A 21,996-nucleotide genomic window follows, 5' to 3' on the forward strand; every position below is an offset into this window, starting at 1 on the left:
CATGGCTGATATGGTTTGTGCAATCGGACGGCAGGCCTGCCTGTCCATCGACAGAACCCGGTACTTCGGGTGCAGGGCGCGCGCAAGTGCGGCGGTCAGAGGCTGCTGCGTCCTGTACGGCATATACCGCCGTGAGAATGGGTTCTCTCCTGTGCCCTCGTCTTCCGGGGAGGATTCTCTCCGTTCACTTTCGGCAAATATCTGCGAACGTGTAAATGAATCTGACAGAATTTCTAAATAGATCGACGCCCATGTCCTTGTGTGGATGCTTCCGAGCGGCGTCCGCAAAAGGTGTGGGGCTGCCCATCCCTGGTTGACGACCGGATGACGCGCCCCGCATGCCCGGAGGCAAAGGGAACGTACGCGTTCTGCGTACTTAAATGTGTGCCTCTTTTGCCTCCGGTGAACGAAAGAGGAGCTGAAACACATGAAAAAAAGAACTGGAATGCGGGCACTCTCCGCGCTCTTCGCCATACTGCTGGTGAGTATGGGCGTTGTTCCGGCAATGGCTGCACAGAGTGATGATGAAACACTTGCTAATCGGTTAAATATACAAAGTCCGTATTTTAAATCCACAGATAAAGTCACCGATTCAAAGGTGATCCCGATCGATGCCGAAAAGTATAATAAACCCATGTCAAAAGAGGAATTCTATCGGGCAAACGAGGAATACATCAAATTTTTGACGAAGCAATTCGGGGAAGAGATCGCCACAAAAATGGTTGAAGATGCGTATATCAAGGCAACAGTGCATCCTTCAGAAGTAGGCATTAAGTCACTGGGGGATATTCGACAGATCCTTGGCGAAGACGTGTACATATGGCCATATGTAAGTAGAGATACCGTAATGGATGACAGTGATGGCCCAGCAAATTTGATCTTTTTCAATCGAAATCGCCATCAGGCTGCAATGGATTTCATTAACACTGGTCAATGGAACACAGCACTTGGATATGCGGAGTACAGTATGCGCGGTGATTCACCCAGCAGTCTAGCGTGGGTTGGATCCAGTGGCACAGGCGGTTCCACAAACCAAATTGAAAACGGTGCATACTTAACTACTCGATACCACATGGTTCTATTTGATGGGCTTTATGATCCTGATATTGGCTACTGGTGTTATGGAAACTGTCACTACGAGACATTTCAACTCCCCATAGGCCATGTCTTAAGCGACAACTGCTGCATTTACGGGAGAAATTTTGCCTTTGGTTTTGCTGATGATTATCTCAACCTTGATGATTGGACGTGGGTAAATCTCTTCAACAGCGATGGTTGGGAATGGGCTCATGACGGTTGGGGCATAGTGCTCCACATGGGCTAATTTTTTAGGGGAAATTGTATGTACGCTGAAGTAAAGTGCCTCAACAGTGTCGGGTTATTGCAACGGCAAATGCCGTTCGTTATACTGGGTTGTCTGATCCTGATCTCGTTACTCGCACCAAGGATCTTCATCGAGTTATTTCCGCTTGAGAATGATATCGCCGCGCTTCGAATCGTCTATGCACTTTTCATTGCATGTGATTTTATTATTCCGGTTCTTTTAACCGCCGTTTTCTTCCGGAGGGCGGAACACATTATTAGTTTTGTCATTCCTTTTTTAGTTTACGGGGTGCTCTGTCCCGTCATCGATGCATTGTGGCTGTCTTCTCAGGGGCACTTAATCGTCAACCCGATTCCCATTGCTGCAGTTTTCGGGGGCATCGGGTTAGGTATTATCGGGTTTGGTTCAAGTCAACTGACCAAAGAAAAGACGATTGCGACTGCTGCCATGTTCTTAGGATTGATCGTATTAATAGCGTCAATACCGAACTTTTTCGCCATCGTACACTGGCTGGCGACCGGAGACCCCGATTCGCTACTCGCTTTGCTTTGATCGGAGTGGATTAACATGGCAAAATACAGAACCTCGCTCTTGCTTGCTCTCATCGCAGCGTACTTCATCGCCCTGCCTGTGATCAGCGAGTACGTCAGGCTTGCCCATGTAGGCCAGTTTGCGTACAGAATCACCGACTATTCCCCGGTGTTACTTCTCTTTTGCATTATCTCCCTTACAGGAGCGGTGCTGTTTGCCGGAGCCGTGGGGCAGGACGGCGGCAGATGGTGGGCGGCAGTTCCCCTCACAGTTCTCCTGCTGCTGCTCGCCATCTTTGGGCCGTTATACCAGTTATCCGCCATCAGCCTGCTGGCAACAATCTTTCTCGCTCCAGCCGTTCTCCTCCTGCTCCTGGCATTCCCGCTCCGGCAGGGGTCACTGGCATGGTTCGGAGGCATCGAGGCAGGGCTCATCAGCCTAATTGGTCTCCTCTGGGCTTACGGCCTCTTCCTCGCCCCACCCCTCCCAGAGAACGTCATAATAGACTCTCCATCGCTTTACGACATCGCCGGCATAGCCTACGTCTACGCTGGGCTCCCCCTGCTCGGCATCCTGCTTTGCGTACTTGCCCTCTGGTGCCGACGCGGTTGGTTAGCTATCGTTCGGATATCTAATGAGGCAGATTCTGTGTAACGAATGGAGATAAAGGGGTGATATCAACGCCTTCCCACGAGGCCATTCCGATACGGGTGATCGGTACCCGAGGATGTGAGTGTCTCTCTGCTCCTTCTGGCTCAAGAGTGAGCAGCCCGCTCGAAGACCTGTGATATTCTCGAACTCCGCTTCTACGAAGTGTTGCCCCTCTGTGTTCATGCCCCGGACGACACTTCCAAAGAATCTGTTCAACCGATTTTACTCCGGCAGAAATCCTCGTCCGATCCGAAAAAGTAGTTATTCTTCTCGGAGCATCGCGTCGATCGCCGCCGCTGCCTTCTTCGCCGCGCCCATCGCCTCGATCACCGTCGCCGCGCCGGTGGCGATATCCCCGCCGGCGTAGACGTGGGGGATAGACGTCCGGCCGTTCTCGCCGACGACGATGTCCCGGGCGTTTCGTCTGTCGCACTCACGAATCGTCGCAAGTCACCCTTTCGATGTTTCGACTCCTTTCCCTGCGGGGAAGCCGCACAGCAGGGCCCGGCGGCTGTTTGAACTCTTTTTTCTGATCCATTGCGTAGCCTCCGCGGCGCAGACCGCATAATTTTCCTCGCCGCGAGAACAGCCTTCCTCCTGCGTCCGTGCTCCCCGTCGCAGGATCGATCGTCTCACTTTCACAAACAGCCAACGGACATGTAGAGGAATGTGAGAGAAATGCTATATAGGCCCGGGTCTATCCCCTTATGCGGATGTTCAAAACAGTGTTCGCAAAACCGCGGAGGCTCACCCTATCCGTGCAAGGCCGGATGAGCCCCCCCACTGCCCGAAGGCGAAAGAGTGGTTCGCATTCTATGCACTTAAGGTTGTGCCTCTTTTGCCTCCGGGAATGTTACAGGAGGAAAGCAAATGAATGGAAACATTGGAATGCGGGCACTCTCCGTGCTCCTGGCAATGCTGCTGGTGAGCGCGGGTGTTGTGTCAGTGGTGAGTGCAACGAACAACCCTCAGGCAGAACCCCATAATACAACGTTTCGATTGGTTGATAATGTCCAACCTCCCCTCTTTGACTGGAGCGGTGTCGAGCCAGCGTCGCCAATGACAGGATCCGACCTAACGACGATCATCCTATCCGAAGCATATGTTGCAAAACAGGTAGGACTGCAATCCCCCGGAATCGTTGAATTATCTCTTCCCTTCGCCGCATTCGGAGAATCGGATTGTTCTGTAGAAAAATCTCCGGATTACCTAATACAGGTAGGAATTGCTGAAGATGACCCTGTAGCAGTATTAACAATACCTGATACAATGTTAAGGGCATTGAATGGAGACCCTGGTTGCATCGACCTGAGTTTCCCGCTGGAATATTTTTCACATTATACAGATATCAGTACTTACTACCAACAGCACCCGGAGAACACCGCAGACCGCTCTCGATCTAAATTATCCGATAGCGATCTGGAAGCGATTAATTCACTTGAAGTTAATATGGAACGTGATGTGCAGCCATACCTCTCCAGAGTACGGTTTATGGCCGATTCAGGAAATGAAGTTACGTATCTTACAGGGAAAATTAGACCATACTACTATTCAAATTCCGGAGCTAGATACACGATTTTCCAGGAGAGAGAAATAAATTTAAACCGTTTCGATGTATCAGGGGAACCCCTTGACACAATTGAAATTGTTGTCGAGTACGAAGACGCCCTTCCCGGAGTGGGGAACATCAAGTTATATCCGGTAGTATATGACGACAATTCTAATGCAATTTATCCGGGTCCTGACCCGTATATCGACGTATCCAGATCATCCCTCCCTCACGAGTATAATTACTATGTGTCGATCGGTAGTGGTTCTACGTTAGGAAAATATGAGATCTGGATCCAGGATACGACAACCGAAGAATGGCTGGGATACTATTATTACGATGATGATAGCGATCCGAGTCAATTCATCAAGCGAAGTGTAGGGTCGTCGGAACTATTCCTTTGGGACGACTCGACCTTTTCCTTTGATGCACGCACATCGCCGATAATGGATGAATGGTGCAGGCAGGGAAGTACCTGGGACAGACCGGCCGATGTATTCTCATACTACGACCGACAATACGATTCTTATGTGAGCACGTCGTATTCAACCGGGTCGGGTATAATCTATACACATGCCTACTGTAGTGGAAGTGGTTCATCTTAGATTATATCTATTTTTTAAATTTATGGAGGGAAAAGTCACGTGAAGCCTCACTATATCATGGTAATACTCTCGTTTATTCTCCTCACCGCGGGGTGCACCGAGCCCGCGGCCACCGATCCCGCAGAGGTTACGCCGTCGCCCATAACCGAACTTCCCCCCGACAATGCACCGTCACTCCGGGATTCAGCCTTCATCAGGATCGAGGAATGGGAGGACCCCGCCGAATACACGAGTTTCTCCCCGCCGTCATACATCCCCGGGGAGTATACTCTTTACGGCCTCCTGATAGCCACTGTCTGGAACGAGACCTGCGGCCACTACACAACGATCGGCGAGACCCTGCGCTACGCACGCAACGACACAATACAGAACGCATCGTGGACTACCGATATGACGCTGCTTGACGTCACCTGGAGCAAGTACGGGTGTAACCCCCATGCAAAAGATCAGATTGTTCGCAATGAGCCGGAAGCCGTTGATATAAGGGGATACCCGGGACGGATTTACAAGACCGAATCGGAACGGCTGATCGCCTGGACGGCGGCCGGGAACGCTACGTATTATGTGCGTGGGTCGCTTGACCGCGAAGAATTGATCCGGGTAGCGCAGTCTATTCCCTAAAAAACACTACCGGCTCCTTTTACGGGGAGAGGAGCCGGACGAAAACTCCTTATTGCCGTATACCACAAGTCTGATCACCGGCGGCAAGAAAACAGCGTTCGGAGCCGGGATCGAACTCGGCGCCCTCTCCCACCGGCTCGTCAGCCGACCTCGCCGATGGAACAGCCCTTCTTCTCTGCTCCGTCCCCCGGGGGTGGGATGGGATCAATCGCGTCACTTCTGCAAACAGCTGACGTACGTGTAAAGAAATAGGACAGAAAACATAAATGGCTTGATGCCTATGTCCTTGTGCGGGTGCCCGAAACGCGTTCGCAGAATGGCGGAGGCACACCCAGCCGATTCGCCAAACGTCGGGTGAACCCCCACTGCCCGAAGGCGAAAGAATGGTTCGCATTCCACGTACGTAGGGTTGTGCCTCTTTTGCCTCCGGGAATGTTACAGGAGGAAAGCAAATGAATGAAAAAACGAGAACAAGAAATACACAGCAAACACTCAGGATTCTAATAGCATTGTGCATATGTGGCGCGATGTTTGTTCCTATTGCAAGCGCATATGATCGTAATGGATATGCTGAGTTAGATGCTTCAAATTTACCTAAGGAAGGTTATTCTGAGAAATTAATCGCCAGTCTTATTGGGAAGGATATCACTTACGCAGAATTTTATGAAGCAATTTATCCTGGTGAGATGGAGAAACTTCCAGAAAACCTTCAGGAACTATACAGGTCCAGTAAAATCCAATGGACTGCTTCCGAAGAGCAAACTCCAGAACCTCTCACAGAAGAGGAGATGAGCGAGATCAAGTCGAGGACATATACTTCGACAGTCAGTCTCATCAAAGTTCCGTCTGCTGAAGAAGGTGTTACAGTTCTCCGAAGTCTAGTGAACAATAATGCCGCATCGGACCCCATCCATGTGAGCATTACTGGAAAATCGTGGGCTTATCATGGAAATAGGATTGTTGAGTATTATTCTTCAACTCATTCAAGTCCTGAAATAAGAATGCCCTATATGTCAGTGAAAACACGATTATTCATGTTCGTCGAACCGGCGTGGGTGGAAATCGCATACAAGGAAAAAACTGCGGTTTTACCGTTATCCCTGACAGTAATGGGGGAAAAATCTGTAGATGGGGGTTATTTTTACCAAGTGCTTGGTGACCACTATGAGATCCCACCTCCGGATTACGTTATTATTGGGTCTAACCCGGCATACAGCACGAGCCAGGTGTTTTATGTTAGTTGATTCTAAACTGGCTGAACAGAAAAACGACTTCTTTTTTGAACAAATCTTTCTCAGGTCAGTGGGTGCATTCGAGAACATATAGTTAGCAAACTTGGATAAAACTACAATTTATGCTCTTGACGCTACCCCTTTGGACTTTGAGGACCCTCAGCAGTCATGATCGGGCGTGAACAGATCGCGATTATGAAGCACGTTTCCAACTCTGTCTTGAATAAATGGATCAAGCACTACAAAGGGCCGTTTGAAGTGATGCCGCATCCTCTGTTCATCCATCGTGTGTATCGTCAAAAGCAGCAGATGCTGTCGGAAGGTTTTCTCAACCTTCAAGGTTCCAAAGAGTAGCGCCAAGAAAACTATATGTCAGGAAGTTTAAGATAGTGAGAGTGTATACAGATGGTACGTAGGATATTGCCCCACCTTTCAGTTATATCAGTTACATTCATCCTTGTTTTAACTTTGTTCTCAAGCGGTTGTACTGATACAGGAAAAACCAATGAAGAAACCGTTATTGGAACGATCGTATACGTCGAAAGCGATAACGGGACATATATCATGCAGGCGGCAAACGGAACACGCTACGCTCCTGTTAATCTGGACGAAGACTATCAAGTCAATGGCATGGTAGTAGGCTTTAGAGGGATCATTCTAGAGAATGTAGAGAGTGATAGCGTGCCAGAATCACCAAGTATTCCTATCGAAATTCGCTATATTGGTACATATGTTCCGCCTGGAGCAAACGCCACACTCACACTTGAGAAACAGTTGCCGTGAGACAATCTCGTGTCGTACTGCAGAGCTCAACTGACTGCCTGAAGGAACCACAGGAATGGGTGTATCCCTTTCCCTAACAAACAAACCTGCATCGGATTCAATCGTGAGTGAAATTCTGTATACAACCCTGAAACGCCTCTTCGAGGGCCAAAACTGCCTATTCTGCGGAGATCTGGATGCGAGTTTGGCAAGCAGGCACGATGCATGAAGGTCGAATTTTCGGCTTTGCCGAACCTACCAGTTTGTTCCAGATGGCCACAATTAGGGGGCACTCAGGGCACGGCTTTTCACCAGGTATCGCCATGACTGCCCCGCCCTTAGGGCGGGGAACAACTGCCGGGAGCGTAGCGAACGGCAGGAGTTTGAGCACCGGAGGTGCAGAGGAGGAGGTCGGGTGGGGTCGATGTGACATGCGGATTTTTGCGAGTTAGAGACTGAGGAATGGAACACCTCCATCAGCCCACCCACAGTCGTGATATCCAAGGGAGATCTGTTGATGTGGAGAAGTGGCACTCGTCAGTATCAATATCCAAAGAAAGACCTAGAACTGAACATATAACATACGAGGGGTTTCGAGGCACACTGGGCAAAAGGCAAGGGAACGAAACCCTTTGAATGTGAACCTCCACAACTCGCTTTGGGTCCGCCTCAAAAAAAGGTTACTCTCCTTTCAGCATCGCGTCGATCGCCGCCGCCGCGCGCTTTGCCGAGCCCATCGCCTCGATCACCGTCGCCGCACCGGTGGCGATGTCCCCGCCGGCATAGACGCGGGGGATGGACGTCCGGCCGTTCTCGTCGACGACGACGTTGCCTCTCCGGCCGCGCTCAAGCCCCGGGATCAGGGAGACGAGGAGCGGGTTCGGGCTCGTGCCGATCGCCTGGATGACCATGTCCACGTCGAGGGTGAACTCGCTCCCCTCGATCGGTTCAGGCGACCGGCGGCCGCTCGCGTCGAGGCCGCAGAGGGACATCTTCACGCACTCGATAGCGGTGACACAGCACTGCTCGCCGAGGATCCGGGTCGGGTTCGTGCAGGTGAGGAACTCGATCCCTTCCTCCTTCGCGTGCTCGACCTCGGCCCTCCGTGCCGGCATCTCCTCCTCGCCCCGCCGGTAGATCAGCGTGACCTTCGCCCCCAGGCGGCGGGCCACCCGGGCCGAATCCATTGCGACGTTGCCGCCGCCGATCACCGCGACGCGGCCGGCATGGAGAACCGGGGTATCGACCTCGGGGAACGCCTCGGCGTGCATCAGGTTCACCCTCGTCAGGAACTCGTTTGCCGAGTAGACGCCGTTTAAGTTCTCCCCGGGGATGCACATGAACGCAGGAAGCCCCGCCCCGGTCCCGAGGAAGACCGCGTCGTAGCCGAGGAGTTCGTCGACGCTGACGCTCCGGCCTACGAGGTGGTTCTTCTTCAACCGGACGCCGAGGGCGAGCACCTGGTCTATCTCGGCATTGACGACGTCTTTCGGGAGACGGAACGCGGGGATGCCGTAGGTCAGGACACCGCCGGCCTCGTGGAGCGACTCATAGATCGTGACGGCGTGGCCGGTGCGGGCGAGTTCGGCCGCGGCCGTCAGCCCGGCGGGGCCGGAGCCCACGACCGCCACGCGCTTCCCGGTCGCCTTTGCCACATCGGGGAGTTCGGCGCCGCTCTCCCGCTCCCGGTCGGCCACGAACCGCTCGAGCGCGCCGATCCGGATCGCCGTCTCCCTGTTCCCGAGGATGCAGACGCCCTCGCACTGGGTTTCCTGCGGGCAGACCCGGCCGCAGATGGCGGGGAGCATATTCTGCTCCTTGAGCGCCCGTGCGGCGGCGGGGAAGTCCCCTTCCGCGACGTGCCCGATGAACGCGGGGATGTCGATGCAGACGGGGCAGCCCTTCACGCAGAGCGGCTTCTTGCACTGGAGGCAACGCTCCGCTTCGGCTATCGCCTCGTCGGCGGAGAGGCCGCCATCGACCTCCTTGAAATCCTTGACCCGGACGTCGGCAGGCCGGTCACTCATGGTGGTGGCCTCCTTCGCCGCACCGGCACCGGTGCTCCGCAAACCGCTCGAGCGAGGCCTTCTCCTGCCCGGTGTAGATCCGCTGCCGCTGCATCAGTTCGGCAAAATCGACCTGGTGCGCGTCGAACTCGGGGCCGTCGACGCAGGCAAACTTCGTCTCTCCCCCGACGGTCACCCGACAGGAGCCGCACATCCCTGTCCCGTCGACCATGATCGGGTTGAGGCTCACGTAAGTCTTCACGCCGTAGGGAACCGTCGCACCGGCGGTGACCTTCATCATGATGGCGGGGCCGATGATCCAGACCCGGTCGATCTTCCTCTCCGCGAGCAGTTTCTTCAGGACGTCGGCCGCAAACCCGTGGACGCCCTTGCTCCCGTCGTCGGTCGTGATATGGAGTTCGTCGCAGATCTCGCGCATCTCGTCCTCGAGGATGAGGAGATCGGCGCTCCTCGCCCCGATGATCCCGATGACATGGTTGCCGGCACTTTTCAGTTCCTTCGCGATGAGAGGGGTGCTCGCGATCCCCACGCCCCCGCCGATGATACAGCAGGTGCCGTAGTTGTCGATCTCGCTCGGCTTTCCGAGCGGTCCGACGACGTCGCTGATGCTGTCGCCCGCGCGAAGGGTCGCAAGTTCCTCGGTCGTCTTACCGACGGTCATGAAGATCACCCGTACGGCGTCCCCTCTGACCGCGGAGATGGTGAGCGGTATCCGCTCGCCCTCCTCGTGCAGGCGCAGAATGACAAACTGGCCCGCCCGTGCGTGCTCGGCCACCTGCGGCGCACGTATCCAGTATTCGTAAACCCGGTCGGCGAGTCGGGTCGCCGCTTCTATCTTATACAACTGATTCACTCCTGATTACCCCGGTCGATCTCAACGTCGAATTGGATCTAACGCTTCGTACATATTGTGACTCCAGCCTCTTTACTGCAGCTGCTCAAGTCCAGAGGGTGGCGCCGGGTTCTGCCGTGATGGGCATGGTCGCCGGGTAAAACGCGAACTGTTATCCACTTTTCCGTCACAGAAAATAAGTATGCGAAACCAGATGATCTGGGGGATTGCCCTGACCGCCATCGGCGCAGCGATCGCGATCGTCGCGATCCTGGGGATCCCGTTCCTCCTCATCTATGCCGTCCCGTTCATCGTGATCGGCCTCGCGCTGATCGTGTGGCGGGGGCGCGAGGAGAAGATCGAAGCAATCAGAGAGTGAGCAGACTATGATACTGACGACGACTGCAGAGGTGCCGGGCTACGCCGTGGGAGAGATCCTGGGCGTGGTCTTCGGCAACACCGTACGGACGAAGAATATCGGGAAGGATATCACAGCGGGTTTGAAAAGCCTCCTCGGCGGGGAACTCCAGGAGTACACCGATATGCTCGCCGACGCCCGGACCGAGGCCTACAACCGGATGGTCAACGCCGCGCGCGATCTCGGGGCCGACGCCGTGGTGAACATACGCTTCACGACGTCCCAGACGATGGCGACCGCAGCGGAACTCCTCGCCTACGGGACGGCGGTGAAGCTCGTTCCGGGGAAGTAAGGGTTTTCAGGGCAGGGGATCCTGCTTTTCTTTTTTAATCGGGATTAACAGTACGTGTTTGACCTCTTGCCGGGGCTAAAGTTCTTGCTACTCACGTGTCTATAACACGGATTTCCATCGGCTATCGCCATGACTGCCCCCGCCCCCGGGGGCGGGGGAGGAGGCCGGAGGGCGGGCGGGGTGGGGGCACAGGTATAGCCTTCTGGGGTAGAGACAGGGGAGGGGGGAGAACCCCCTCCCCGTCGGCCCCACCCCCAGTGGCGATACCCCCACGGTCCACTGTACCGGGCTCTATACTCGCCAGGCTGTGTTCCCTGATGCCTCAGGTACAAAAAACGACGCCCTGCAGCGATTTCAGGGCCAACCGCCACAAAAAATGACCCCAGGGGGAAGTGAAGCCCCTCACTCCCCGATCTTCTTCACCTTCCGCACCCGCACCGCGACCCCGCGCTTTGACCGGAGCATCTCGTCCGCGCCCATCACCGCCCGCCCGGTGGCGATCGCGAGCGGGCCTTCGACCAGCACCTCGTCGCCCTCCCGTATCCGGGGGTCGCAGTCGGTGATCCCCGGCGCGAGGACATCGCCCTGCGGCACGAACTCGTCTATCCTGACCCGGTAACCCTCCGGTATCAGGGCCCAGCCCTCGAACGTCGGGCGGAAGAGCCCGGTCCCGGGATCGATGCTGAAGAGCTGCTGCTTCCCACGCAGAACCGCCATCTGCATGCTCCTCCCCCGGATCTGGAGACCTCTGGTGTTGATATCGGTCGCAAACTGCCAGGAGACCGTGCCGCGGATGGTGTCGGTCTGCATCCGCCGCTCGCCTTCGAGGGCGTCGTTCAAGGCCCGGAGCGAGGCGGGCGCCGTCGGGTGCCCCTGAGAGGTCACTTCGAGATCAAACCCGCAGGCTTTTGCCGCCATCTCCGCAACCGTGAGCGCCCCGCCGTCGAGGTGGGCGATCACCCTCCGGTAGGGGTGCGCGGCGAAGTAGCGGGCGAGGATATCGGCGATGAAGGCGCACTCCTCGCGGTCCCAGTAGCCGGTCACCGGCACGTCGTAGTGGCCAGCGGGATAGATCCGCTCGAGTTCTCTCGGGACGAGGCCGAGGGGCGAGGTGACGATCAGTTCGTGCGCCCGCCGGTCCACGACGTTCATGAAGATTTTGTGGCTCCGGGAGAGGGAGTAGGGCTTCCTTGCCGAGCAGGGGAGGAGAACCGCGACGTCTGTTCTGGTCGGGACGAACCGCTCGATCACCCGGTCGGCGAACCGCCGGACTTCCACCCGGTTCTGCGATTCAGAGGTGTTTGCCCGCATCGGAACCGCCCGCGCCACCGGGAGGGAACGCTCCATGAGTTCGTAGTTCCGGTCGAGGAACCGGAGGATGCCGACCTGTGCAGCGTCCGCACGGCACCGGGCCTCCATCAGTTCCCGGAGTTGTCCCGACTCGATGTAGTGGCGCACAAGGGCGAGTTCGCGGTCGAGCGCGAGACGGTTGTGCTGCAGAAGGTCGCCCTCACGGCAGCCCTCGCACCCGCAGACCCCGGTCTCCATGAGTGTTGCCGGGAACTCGCCTTCGGGGAGGCAGAACTTCTTCTGCGCGGAGGCGAGGTCGACCCCCCGGTAGTCGAAGAGGTCGAAGCCCGAGTAGACGAGGAGGCAGGCGGTCGAGGGGAGCGCCGATGCCGGGGCATACCACGCGGTGTCCGGCGGGAGGCTCTCCTTCAGGGCGGCAAGCCACGCCGCGTAGTTCCGGGGGTTCTTCCCTGCCGTGTGCCAGTTCGCGACCATGACGCAGTCCCCGGACTCCGCCGAGGCGGCGAGCGGGTGGACGGCCACCGGCTGCCCCTCGCCGGGACAAAAGTAGTTCTCCACGAACGCCGGGTCGATGCCGAGCGGGACGTTCGAGAGGGGGCGCTCCCGGAGCGCCGGGAAGAGGGCGCCCGTATCGAGGGCGGCGGGGAGGGATACGCTTGTCTCCCCCTCCGCATAGGTTCCTATCCGGGCGAGGCCGTCGCGCTTTTGCGCCTCATACCTGCTCATGGAGCACCTCCGCACCCGGTACCTCTTCGAGGACGAGACGCGCCCACACCGGGTCGCACCGGATGGCAAACCGGCTCTCTGGGTGCGCCTCCATCAGCGAGCGGATGCCTGCGCATCCCGACCTGACCATCTCGTCGTCCCACCCCGGGACCTCGCTCTGGCCTACCGGGAAGGTCTCCGCGAGCTCCACCGGATACGGCCCAAAAGGCGGTTTGAAGTTCAGGAGGGTATCAAACCCGGGAACCGCTTTCCCGTCGAACGAGACGAGCACCCGCTCACCGACGGGGATCCGGCCGACGACCTCGTGGAACCGGAGCACCTCCGTCCTCCGGCAGGTCTCCGAGCCCCGGTAGAAGAACCGGCGCTTGGAGACGGGGTCGTCGCGTTCGAGTTCCGCAGCGTGGGCGAGGAGTTCCCGGTAGCCGTCGAGCAGGCGCGGGTGGCTCCGGCACCGCTCGTCGACGAGTTCCCAGAGCGTCCCGTCCTGGATCGCCTGCCGGATGCGGGCGATCTCCGCGAGGGTGACGTGCAGGTTGTGGAGGGCGAGCAGCCGCTCCCGGTCGTCGGCCTTGCGGAGTTCGTCGGCGGTCATCGAGCGGCAGACCCGGCAGGGGCAGGGGAGCTCCGCGAGTTCGTCTATCTTGAGGCTCCCATGCGGGGTGATGTAGCGCCCTTCCCGTGCGAATAGGGCGTATGCGGCCGAGTCGAAGAGGTCGCAGCCCATCGCGACGGCGAGGGCGAACATCGACGGGTGGCCGGCGCCGAAGAGGTGGACCGCGGTCGCCGGGGAGAGACCGCGTTTGGCCGCGAGGACGACCTCGACCAGTTCCCGGTAGCGGTAATTCTCCATGAGCGGCACCACGGCACCGATGGGAGCGAAGGCAAAACCGAGGTCCTGGACGGCCCGGCCCGCCTCCTCGCGGAGGTCGGGGAAGATGCCACCCTGCACCGGCCCCACCAGGTTCGCGTCGGGGAAGAGGGCCTGTGCCTCCCGGATCCGCTCCATCGTGACCGCAAGTTCCCGTTCCGCCCTCTCCCTCCCCGCGTCCGGCGGGGTCGGGATGTCCAGGGGGACGACGATATCGCTTCCTATCGCCTGCTGGAACTCAAGCGTGTCCTGGTTGCTCACCTCGACCTCCCCGTAGACGGAGAGCTGAAACGAGCCGGAGTCGGTCATGATGACGCCGTCGAAGTCGAGGACGCCGTGAAGCCCTTCCGCTATCGCCCGGTCGCGATACGCCTCGCTCCGCCTGAAGATGTAGGCGTTCGTGATCAGCGCTTCGACGCCCATCTCCTGCATCTCGCGGGGGGTGACCAGGGGGAGGTGGGGATTGACGACGGGGAGGAGCGCGGGCGTCCGGACTGTTTTATCGTTCACCCTGAGCTTGCCGACCCGTCCCGCGATATCTTTGTGTATGACTTCAAACGTGATTGTCATTCGGGTTAAACCGCCTTTTCTTCGAATATCTGCCCCTCGAACGTCTGCAGGGCAACGTCGCCGCGCTTCCAGCACCCGGGCGGAAGCCCGGCCTTGACGCAGGTCTGGTCGAGGAACTCCCTGCTGCTCCAGCCATACTCGGTCGGGACCTGCGGGAGGAGGAGACCTCCTCTCCCGAGGCCGCTGACGATCAGGCCGTGCTTCCCGACCTCGACATGGGCGGGGCGCTCCTCCGGCGGGCAGTCGAGCTTCCGGGGGAGCGTGAGCACCGTCACCTCGAGATCGAGGTCGGTGAGTTCCGACCCCGATACCGGCGGGAACCGGGGGTCCTCGATAGCCGCCGAGACGGCCGCCTCGACGATCGCGTCGCCGAGCGGTTTTACCGGGTATGGGAGGCCGATGCATCCGCGGAGACGTTCGTGCCGCTTGATCGTGACGAAGACGCCACGCTTCTCCCTGAAGACCTCAGGGAGATCGGGCAGCACCATCCGTTCACCGTCGACGGCCTTCTCGATGGCCTGGCGTGCCAGTCGAACTGCCGTTCTGCCTTCTTCCGGGGTCAGCATTTCCATCAAAATGGGTCGTATGATATTGTATACTTTTAGCCTTTCCCGGGGGAAGAGGAAGCGGGAGCACCGGCCGGGCCGGTGATGGAGCAGGGCGCGTTGCCCTCGGGCCGCACCAGAACGGTCACGGACTCGCCCGCGGGGATGGGGCGGTCGAGGCGGAGGAGGATCGTGCATTCTTCCCCGGCGGAAAGAAGGTTGTCGCCCCCGGGCGTTGCCGCCGACCACGTTCCCGGTTGCAGAGGGACGTCCCCGGACGGGTCGAGGATCTCGAGGTAAGTCCCTGCCATGACCGTCACGGTGGTCCGGGCAAGGTCGACCGGATCGCCTCTTCCGGTATGGGCGACGCGGACGGCGACGGTATCGACGAAGGTGCCGGAGTGCCCCGGAACCGACGAGGAGCCGGTGACCTCCCCGACCGGTTCCAGACAAGGTTCGCCTGCGGCGCAGACGGGATATATACCCAAATCGGGCGAGGAACTCCCGGTCATACCGTTCGCCCCGAGCGAGACGAACGAGAAGAGTGTGGTGACGGCAATGAGCGCCGCAAAGATCGCCGCAAGCTCCAGGTGTGTATGAGCGTCGCTTCCCCCCATGGTAACGCCAATGGTAAGACCCCGGAGCCGGTATATATGTCTATCTGCTACCGCGGTATGCGCGGCCGAATGGGAGCCCCCTGCAGAACGGGCGCATTTCCGGCGGCTACGGGTGGGCCCGGGCGGAACACCCGCACGGGTATATACTCCCGCGGCGGATAGTACATGGGAGAGGGAGAGTGCGGCCGACGGTGGCACATGCTTGTGCCGCTGAGGAAAGTCCTCCCACCGGCCAGACACGCAGCCGCATGCAAGTGCGGGTGGCGAGAGTCACGGCAATGACACAGAAACGACACGGCCCGCCGTCAGTGATGAAACGATCGAGCCCCCATCCGGGGGCGAGCGGCGCGGGTCTCCGCGCAACTCGTTGAACGTAGCGGCGGGAAACGATGAAACGGTGAATCCCTGCGGGTGCAAGCCAGAATCGGGCACATGGATCGTCTGGTATCCGCCCAGGTACGGCGCGTAGCTGAATGCCGCACAGAACAGAAGGAGGCTTACTCCTCCCACTCTTCACAATCGCGAGCTTTTTTCGGATCTCTCAGAACTAGCCTCAGCCGCCTCGCGGTTTCAGGTCGATCTCCTCAAACGTCACGACGTGTGAGTCGACGATCTCGTCCCGGTCGTTCATGGATATATGGACGAAGATCTCGGCGGGCGCGTTCTCCATGGATACGACGTCGCCGTGCTCCGCCCTGACCTCGAACCCGAGGGATTCCAATTCGCTCCGGACGGCGTCCCGGGTATGGATGGTCGAGAGGATATCCCTGACCTTTGTAAGGACGGCTTGCTGTTCTTCCTCTGTTACGGCCATACTCACTCATGCGCCCGGGGGTATATTAACCTCTCCAGCGCCCACAGGCAAATATATAAGTCAAAAAATTACCTATAGTAATAAGATGGAGATACCCACCCCCACTGAACTGCGCGAGAAACGGCTCCAGATGGGATTAAAACAGGCCGATGTTGCCCGTATGGCCGGAATAAGTCAATCCATGGTCGCGCGGATCGAGGCGGGGAGCGTCGACCCGAGGGTGAGCACGCTCGCCAGGATCGTGGAGGTTCTGCGGGCAGCCGAGAACTCGGCAGTCACGGCGGCCGACGTGATGCACACCCCCGTGCTCTCTGTTGCCCCGGACGACCCTGTCAGCCGCGCCGTCGAGATCATGGGCAAGAACGGTATCTCCCAGCTGCCGGTGCTCGAGAACGCCGTACCCGTCGGGTGCATATCCGAGTCGGCGATCATGAACGCCATGGAGGAAGGAGGGCTCCACCAGACGCACCGGAAGGTGGTGCAGGACTATATGGAGCCCGGGTTCCCGACGGTTCCGCCGACGGCGTCCATCGATACGGTCGTCCACCTCCTGCACCACAGCCACGCGGTCATCGTGATCGAGAAGGGGAAGGTGCAGGGTGTGATCACCAAGCACGACCTGATATCGTTGATAACCTGATTTTAGAGCAGCGAGACCAGATCCCGGAGGACCGCCTCGGGATCCTCGGCCTTGACCACGCTTGAGGCGAGGAGGACGCCGCACGTCCCCAGGTCGATGGCGATCTTGACGCACTCGCCCGACTGGATGCCCGCTCCGGTCAGGACTTTTACATCCGGGTTCACCGCCCGGACGGCGTTGACCGACCGCTCGATGACCCCAGGGTCGGCCTTCGAGACCGAGACCCCGCTCCCGATCAGTTCCGGGGGCTCGACCGCCACGTAGTCGGGCTTGAGGGCTGCGGCGGCGGCGCTCGTCGCGTCGTTGTTCGTGCAGACGACCGATTCAAGGTTGAGCCTCCGGGCGGCCTGGATACAGGCGTCGATATCGGCCAGGGTGAGGCGGCGCTCGGAGTGGTTGATCAGGGTGCCGCTTGCGCCTGCCGACCTGACCGCTTCCGGGAGGATATGGCCGGTATGGGCGCCGGGGGTGATCGCATCGATATGCTGGGCGTAGACCGGTATCGCATGATGCTGGCTCAGCGGGCGGATCTCGGTGAAGATCGGCGCGATGCCGATGACGGCTCCGCTCTCTCTCGACACGGTCTCGGCCGCAACGGCGATCCGGCGGGCGTTGTGGCCCATACCTTCCTGATAGGTCTTGAGATTGACCAGAATGAACGGGGAATCCATATTCATCACTTCTGACTGATAGATTGCTCCTCCTGATATTAACTCTGATGCCGAGGGCAGGTGACGCCCCTCACTCCTCGATCCCCCTGACGAAATGCCCGCCAGTGATGCCCCCGAGCGCCCGCAGTTTCACCTCGTCCTTGAGCGCGGGAAGGGCGCGGACGTCTCTGTGGGCCACGGCCTCGATAGCCGTCCGGTAGAGCCGGGCCATCTCCGCTGCGTAGCGCGGTCCCCGTCCCCGTGCGTCGATGGCGACGGCATCGATGCCCATCGCGGCGATCAGGGGCAGGTGGTCGATGAGAGAGGTCTCGACGGCGTTCGCGATGTAAGTCCGCCCCTCGCCGTCGCACCGGAGCGGGAAGACGCGGTTTCTTCCGTCCCGGAGGCCCAGGAACCGGCCGCCGGGTTCTCCTCCGGTGATCGCCGCCGCGAGCCTGTCCTCGGTCACCATCGCCTCGACGTTCCCCTGGACGAGCACCTCGAGGAGGAGGATATCCCCGGCCGCTGCCGCAAGCCCGGCGAGGTCGTCGGCCGGGAGTTCGGGGGAGGCCGTGCACCGCAGAAAGAGCGGCGCGAGTTCCGCGGCGGTGCGGTGGTTCCAGAGGTTCAGCCCGACGGCGCCGTAGAGCGCCATCCGGGGCTCGGCCCGCCGCACCGCGTCCGCGGCGCCCATCCCGCTCACCATCACCCCGCGGACGCCCGCATCATAGAGCGACGGGAGGAGTGGGGTCGCCGCGTCGAGGAAGGTGCGCCGGGTGATCGACGGCCATTTCCAGACGAGGTCTGCACCCGCTTCCCGGCAGGCGGTAGCGGCCTCCTCGAGGATGCCGGAGGCGGGGGCCTCCAGGTAGACGGTGCGGGCGCCTGACCGGGCGGCGGCCTCCGCCTCTTCGAGGCTACTCGCGTAGACCGAGACCGACGGGAGCCGGGGGTTCCGGGGAGCGCCTGCCGGCCGCTCCAGCCCGGTAACTGCCGCTTCGACCCTCTCCCGGGCCGCACGCACCGCATCCTCCCCGGGGCGACGTGCGGCGAGCACGGCCTCCTCGATTTTCTCCAGAAACGTTCGCCTGACCCGGTTAAGTTCCCCAAGCGGCGCAAAGAGCCCGCCGGGGTAGCGGAGCGTCAGGTCTCGTATCGCAAACGGCGTCCCCCCGGTCTTTGTCAGCTGTTCTTCGATCTGCTCCTCGGTAAGCGGCCGGCTCCGTGCCGGCTCCATCACGAGGTCGGAGCGGTAGCGCACCCGGAGCGGCTCGCCGCCGTCCGGGTCGACGACCGCCTCCAGGCAGGGTGTCCCGTCCTCCCAGGCGACCGTTACGTCGAGCGGCAGCGGCTGCAGGTGTTTCTTCATGATCTGCTTTGCCCGCTCCTCGAGATCCGCGCTCTTCGTCAGGAAGACCCGGGCGCCGACATCGACGGGTGCGGGGACGGAGAGCCGCACCGTGCCGGAGCGGACAGGGGGGGTGCCGCGGACGACCGCCCCTACATCGCGGTCGGGGTCGTCGGAAGAGAAGGCGAGCCCATCCCCCGAACGGGGGGCGACGTCGCCGGTGAGGCGCACGGTCGCCTCCTGCCTCCGGGGGTCGTAGCCAATGGCCGTGCCGAGCAGAACGCCCCGGTTCCCGGGCCGGTCGCGGGCCATGATATCGCGGGCGCCGAGGATGTAGCCCTCCGTGAACTCCCGGTTGAACGCAAGCGCGAGGTCGCGCATATCCCCCTGCGAGGGCGACCAGTCTTCCCCGGCGGCGATCGCGTCGAGAGCACGCCGGTAGATGGCCGTCACCATGGCGACGTACTCCACCGAGCGCATCCTCCCCTCGATCTTGAGCGAGGCCACCGGCGCACGTGCAAGGAGGTCGAGGCACGGGTATACCGAGAGGTCCCGGGTCGAGAGGAGGTAGCGATCGGTTCCCGGCACGGGGCGGAGGTCTTTTGGCCGCCCGTACTCGTCCGTCCCGGCGGTCACGAGGCGGTAGGGCTTCCGGCAGGGCTGGGCGCACATCCCGCGGTTGCCGCTCCGTCCCCCGATGACCGAGGAGAGGAGGCACTGGCCCGAGTAGCAGTAGCAGAGCGCTCCGTGGGCAAAGACCTCGATACCGACCCCCTGCGCCCCGGCATCGGCCGCGATATCTTCGATCTCAGCGAGGGTGAGTTCCCGGGCGAGCACCACGCGGGAGAACCCCTCCCGTGCCGCCCGCGCCACGCCTTCCCGGTTGTGGATCGCCATTTGGGTCGAGGCGTGGAGGGTGAGGTCCGGGACGACCTCCCGGGCAAGCGACGCCACTCCGGCGTCCTGCACCAGAACGGCATCGACCCCGGTCTCGTAGAGCCAGAGGAGGTAGCAGGCGACGTCGGGGAGTTCGGCGTCCCGGACGAGGACGTTTACGGTGACGTAGACCCCGACTCCCCGGAGGTGCGCGTAATCGACAGCGGAGCGGAGCTCCTCGTCGGAGAAGTTCGCCGCGTAGTACCTGGCTCCGAACCGTCGCCCGGCGAGGTAGACGGCATCGGCACCGGCGGCAACCGCCGCGGCCAGGGCTTCCGGCGACCCGGCCGGCGCAAGCAGTTCCGGCAACCCGGACGTCTGATGGTGATTGTGCGGCATCTGTTCCGTACCGTTCGCTTCGACGGCCTATATACCCACCCCGGGGCAGAGCGGGTATCCTTTTTTGGCGGGAGAGCGACCTGGAGAGGGGCTAGCGTATGGATTGTATAGGTATTATCGGCTACGGACACATGGGCAGCATGCTGGTGGACGGGTTTCTCTCGTCCGGCGTGCTCGGTATCGATGAGGTCGTGGTTACATCGAGGAGCCGGGAGAGCCGGGATGCATGCGCCGCAGCATGGCCCGGCATCGGCATCGCTGGAACGAACAGTGAACTCGCCCGGCGGTGCCGGACGATCATCCTCGCTGTTCGGCCGCAGGAGGTGATGGAAGTCCTCCGCGAGATCGTCCCCGTGATGGACGGCGACGAGCATATCGTCTCGCTCGCCGCGGGCATCAGCCTCGCGGAGCTTGAGGGGCTCTTCCCGGGTCAGGTCACCCGGGTCATTCCCACGATCACCTCCACGGTCGGGCAGGGGACGACGCTCGTCTGCCATGGGCGGCAGACAGGCATGCAGGACGCTTCCCGTGTGGAGGGGCTTTTTTCTTCCATCGGGAACGTGATGCTCGTCGGGGAGGAGGAGCTCCCGGCGGCCACCATACTCTCGAGTTGCGGGCCGGGGCTGCTCGCCGCAATCATCGAGGAACTGGCGGACGCGACGGCCCGTGCGAGCGGCCTTACGACGGATCGGGCGCTTAGCCTCGCAACGGAGACGACCGCGGCTACGGCAGCCTACCTCCGAAAGACCGGCGAAGCGCCCGGTGACCTGGTCGGGCGGGTCGCAACCGGCGGCGGCGTCACGGAGGCCGGGGTGAAGAGACTCCGGGAGCGGCTGCCGGGGGTCTTCGATGAGGCGGTCGCCGCCATGCTGGAGCGTTACGGCGCGGTGGGGAAGTGACGGTGGGCCGGGACCGCTCCCGATCTTCGGGCGATCGCAGGCAGACTATTAAATGATAGGGCGGGAATACATCCGGTAACTATGAAGATCGTCGTCTCTGTGGAGAATGCCGCCGCTGTTGGCGAGGTGGCGGAGTACAACCCGACGTTCATCGAGCTAAGGCTCGACCGGATGGAGGGGGACCTGCTGGACCAGGTCCGTGCTATCCGTGAGAAGACCGTCATCCCGCTGATCGCCACGCTCAGGAGCAGGGACGAGGGTGGCCGGTTTGTCGGCGATGCAGATCTCTGGGCCCGGATCGTCGGGCCGATAGCGCGCTACGTCGATATCGTGGACGTGGAAGCGCGCTACCGGGATCACGCGCCGTTCATCAAGAGCCAGGGTGTCCAGATCCTTGCATCGCTCCACACGAACGAGATGCCCACACCGCCGGAGCTCGGGAGGATCGAGGAGATGCTCCGGTCATACGGCGACATTCCGAAGATCGTCGTGCACCCTAAATCCCGGGACGATCTCTTCGACCTGATCGCCTTCACCCACCGCGCCCAGAAACCCGTTTGCACGAGCATCATGGGCGCGGAGTTCCGCTACGCCCGCGCAATCCTGCCGCTCCTCGGCTCAGAGTTCGTCTACTGCCATGCCGGCACCCCGACGGCCGAGGGGCAGTACCATATACGGGAGATGCGGCAACTTGCGGATCTGTTGAAGTGAGGGGGGACGGCCCGGCCTGGGGTGGGCTTTTGAAGATAGTGAATTTCGAGTTGAGTTCGGCAAAATGGTGAGTGTGCGAGCGCTGAGGGTGTGGGTGTGCTCGCCACGATCTTGACTGCCATAGGTTCACGCTTGTTCTACGTAATCGAAAGACAGTTTTCCCTCCTGTCCCTTACAA

Annotated in this window: 22 protein-coding genes and 1 other RNA gene; 14 read left to right on the forward strand and 9 right to left on the reverse strand. The window is 60.1% G+C overall.

The features are described from left to right. Nucleotides 1-427: 427 nt before the first annotated feature. From FKB36_RS09430 to FKB36_RS09470, 8 genes are all read left to right on the forward strand, one after another. Nucleotides 428-1,324, forward strand: a complete 897-nt coding sequence (locus FKB36_RS09430; protein ID WP_261597809.1) for a hypothetical protein — start codon at nt 428-430, stop codon at nt 1,322-1,324. Nucleotides 1,325-1,342: 18 nt separating this feature from the next. Next, complete coding sequence (locus FKB36_RS09435) at nt 1,343-1,876, forward strand: hypothetical protein (RefSeq protein WP_261597810.1); 534 nt, start codon at nt 1,343-1,345, stop codon at nt 1,874-1,876. A gap of 15 nt (nt 1,877-1,891) precedes the next feature. Further along, nucleotides 1,892-2,509 (forward strand): hypothetical protein, encoded by a 618-nt coding sequence (locus FKB36_RS09440; protein WP_261597811.1) that lies wholly within the window; start codon nt 1,892-1,894, stop codon nt 2,507-2,509. An 867-nt stretch (nt 2,510-3,376) separates the two neighbouring features. After that, nucleotides 3,377-4,660, forward strand: coding sequence for a hypothetical protein (locus FKB36_RS09450; RefSeq protein ID WP_261597812.1), 1,284 nt, complete (start codon nt 3,377-3,379; stop codon nt 4,658-4,660). A gap of 39 nt (nt 4,661-4,699) precedes the next feature. Continuing rightward, entirely contained in the window at nt 4,700-5,281 is a 582-nt protein-coding gene (locus FKB36_RS09455; protein ID WP_261597813.1) for a DUF4367 domain-containing protein, read from the forward strand. A gap of 452 nt (nt 5,282-5,733) precedes the next feature. Beyond that, a complete protein-coding gene (locus tag FKB36_RS09460) occupies nt 5,734-6,525 on the forward strand; it encodes a hypothetical protein (RefSeq protein ID WP_261597814.1) in 792 nt (263 codons plus the stop codon). A 156-nt stretch (nt 6,526-6,681) separates the two neighbouring features. Further along, complete coding sequence (locus FKB36_RS09465) at nt 6,682-6,867, forward strand: hypothetical protein (RefSeq protein ID WP_261597815.1); 186 nt, start codon at nt 6,682-6,684, stop codon at nt 6,865-6,867. Nucleotides 6,868-6,918: 51 nt separating this feature from the next. Next, nucleotides 6,919-7,296, forward strand: a complete 378-nt coding sequence (locus tag FKB36_RS09470; RefSeq protein WP_261597816.1) for a hypothetical protein — start codon at nt 6,919-6,921, stop codon at nt 7,294-7,296. Between the two features lie 659 nt (nt 7,297-7,955). On the opposite strand, the gene gltA is transcribed toward FKB36_RS09470, so the two are convergent. Continuing rightward, entirely contained in the window at nt 7,956-9,302 is a 1,347-nt protein-coding gene (gene gltA, locus FKB36_RS09475; protein WP_261597817.1) for an NADPH-dependent glutamate synthase, read from the reverse strand. Beyond that, complete coding sequence (locus tag FKB36_RS09480; RefSeq protein WP_261597818.1) at nt 9,295-10,155, reverse strand: sulfide/dihydroorotate dehydrogenase-like FAD/NAD-binding protein; 861 nt, start codon at nt 10,153-10,155, stop codon at nt 9,295-9,297. The genes gltA and FKB36_RS09480 overlap by 8 nt, the downstream gene beginning before the upstream one ends. A gap of 181 nt (nt 10,156-10,336) precedes the next feature. Here FKB36_RS09480 and FKB36_RS09485 point away from each other — a divergent pair, with 181 nt between their 5' ends. Together FKB36_RS09485 and FKB36_RS09490 are read left to right on the forward strand one after the other, a co-directional pair. Further along, entirely contained in the window at nt 10,337-10,513 is a 177-nt protein-coding gene (locus tag FKB36_RS09485; protein WP_261597819.1) for a hypothetical protein, read from the forward strand. Between the two features lie 7 nt (nt 10,514-10,520). Beyond that, the gene (locus FKB36_RS09490; protein ID WP_261597820.1) at nt 10,521-10,844 is read left to right on the forward strand and encodes a YbjQ family protein; all 324 of its coding nucleotides are present in this window, start codon (nt 10,521-10,523) and stop codon (nt 10,842-10,844) included. 402 nt (nt 10,845-11,246) lie between these two features. Here FKB36_RS09490 and arcS read toward each other — a convergent pair whose 3' ends face one another. From arcS to FKB36_RS09510, 4 genes are read right to left on the reverse strand one after another with little or no spacing between them, the layout of a single operon-like run. Continuing rightward, nucleotides 11,247-12,881 (reverse strand): archaeosine synthase subunit alpha, encoded by a 1,635-nt coding sequence (gene arcS, locus FKB36_RS09495; protein WP_261597821.1) that lies wholly within the window; start codon nt 12,879-12,881, stop codon nt 11,247-11,249. Continuing rightward, nucleotides 12,868-14,319 carry a tRNA guanosine(15) transglycosylase TgtA gene (gene tgtA, locus FKB36_RS09500; RefSeq protein WP_261597822.1) on the reverse strand — a complete coding sequence of 484 codons (1,452 nt, stop codon included), beginning with the start codon at nt 14,317-14,319 and terminating at the stop codon, nt 12,868-12,870. The genes arcS and tgtA overlap by 14 nt, the downstream gene beginning before the upstream one ends. A gap of 5 nt (nt 14,320-14,324) precedes the next feature. Next, nucleotides 14,325-14,891, reverse strand: coding sequence for a TIGR00296 family protein (locus FKB36_RS09505; RefSeq protein ID WP_261597823.1), 567 nt, complete (start codon nt 14,889-14,891; stop codon nt 14,325-14,327). A gap of 29 nt (nt 14,892-14,920) precedes the next feature. Further along, nucleotides 14,921-15,481, reverse strand: a complete 561-nt coding sequence (locus FKB36_RS09510) for a flagellin (protein ID WP_261597824.1) — start codon at nt 15,479-15,481, stop codon at nt 14,921-14,923. 169 nt (nt 15,482-15,650) lie between these two features. Between FKB36_RS09510 and rnpB the strand changes: the two genes are divergently transcribed. Next, nucleotides 15,651-15,993, forward strand: an RNA gene (gene rnpB, locus FKB36_RS09515) — RNase P RNA component. Nucleotides 15,994-16,034: 41 nt separating this feature from the next. Here rnpB and FKB36_RS09520 read toward each other — a convergent pair. Next, nucleotides 16,035-16,295: a hypothetical protein gene (locus FKB36_RS09520; protein ID WP_261597825.1), complete on the reverse strand. Its 261-nt coding sequence runs from the start codon at nt 16,293-16,295 to the stop codon at nt 16,035-16,037. An 85-nt stretch (nt 16,296-16,380) separates the two neighbouring features. On the opposite strand from FKB36_RS09520, the gene FKB36_RS09525 reads away from it, so the two are divergent. After that, nucleotides 16,381-16,935 carry a CBS domain-containing protein gene (locus FKB36_RS09525; RefSeq protein WP_261597826.1) on the forward strand — a complete coding sequence of 185 codons (555 nt, stop codon included), beginning with the start codon at nt 16,381-16,383 and terminating at the stop codon, nt 16,933-16,935. Between the two features lie 2 nt (nt 16,936-16,937). On the opposite strand, the gene tpiA is transcribed toward FKB36_RS09525, so the two are convergent. Beyond that, nucleotides 16,938-17,606 (reverse strand): triose-phosphate isomerase, encoded by a 669-nt coding sequence (gene tpiA / locus FKB36_RS09530; protein ID WP_261597827.1) that lies wholly within the window; start codon nt 17,604-17,606, stop codon nt 16,938-16,940. A 70-nt stretch (nt 17,607-17,676) separates the two neighbouring features. Then, a complete protein-coding gene (locus FKB36_RS09535) occupies nt 17,677-20,208 on the reverse strand; it encodes a U32 family peptidase (RefSeq protein WP_261597828.1) in 2,532 nt (843 codons plus the stop codon). Nucleotides 20,209-20,306: 98 nt separating this feature from the next. Between FKB36_RS09535 and FKB36_RS09540 the strand changes: the two genes are divergently transcribed. Together FKB36_RS09540 and FKB36_RS09545 are read left to right on the forward strand one after the other, a co-directional pair. After that, the gene (locus FKB36_RS09540; protein ID WP_261597829.1) at nt 20,307-21,107 is read left to right on the forward strand and encodes a pyrroline-5-carboxylate reductase family protein; all 801 of its coding nucleotides are present in this window, start codon (nt 20,307-20,309) and stop codon (nt 21,105-21,107) included. An 81-nt stretch (nt 21,108-21,188) separates the two neighbouring features. Continuing rightward, a complete protein-coding gene (locus tag FKB36_RS09545; protein ID WP_261597830.1) occupies nt 21,189-21,818 on the forward strand; it encodes a type I 3-dehydroquinate dehydratase in 630 nt (209 codons plus the stop codon). Nucleotides 21,819-21,996: the final 178 nt, after the last annotated feature.

It is taken from the genome of Methanoculleus formosensis (assembly GCF_025384765.1).
Classification (GTDB): domain Archaea; phylum Halobacteriota; class Methanomicrobia; order Methanomicrobiales; family Methanoculleaceae; genus Methanoculleus; species Methanoculleus formosensis.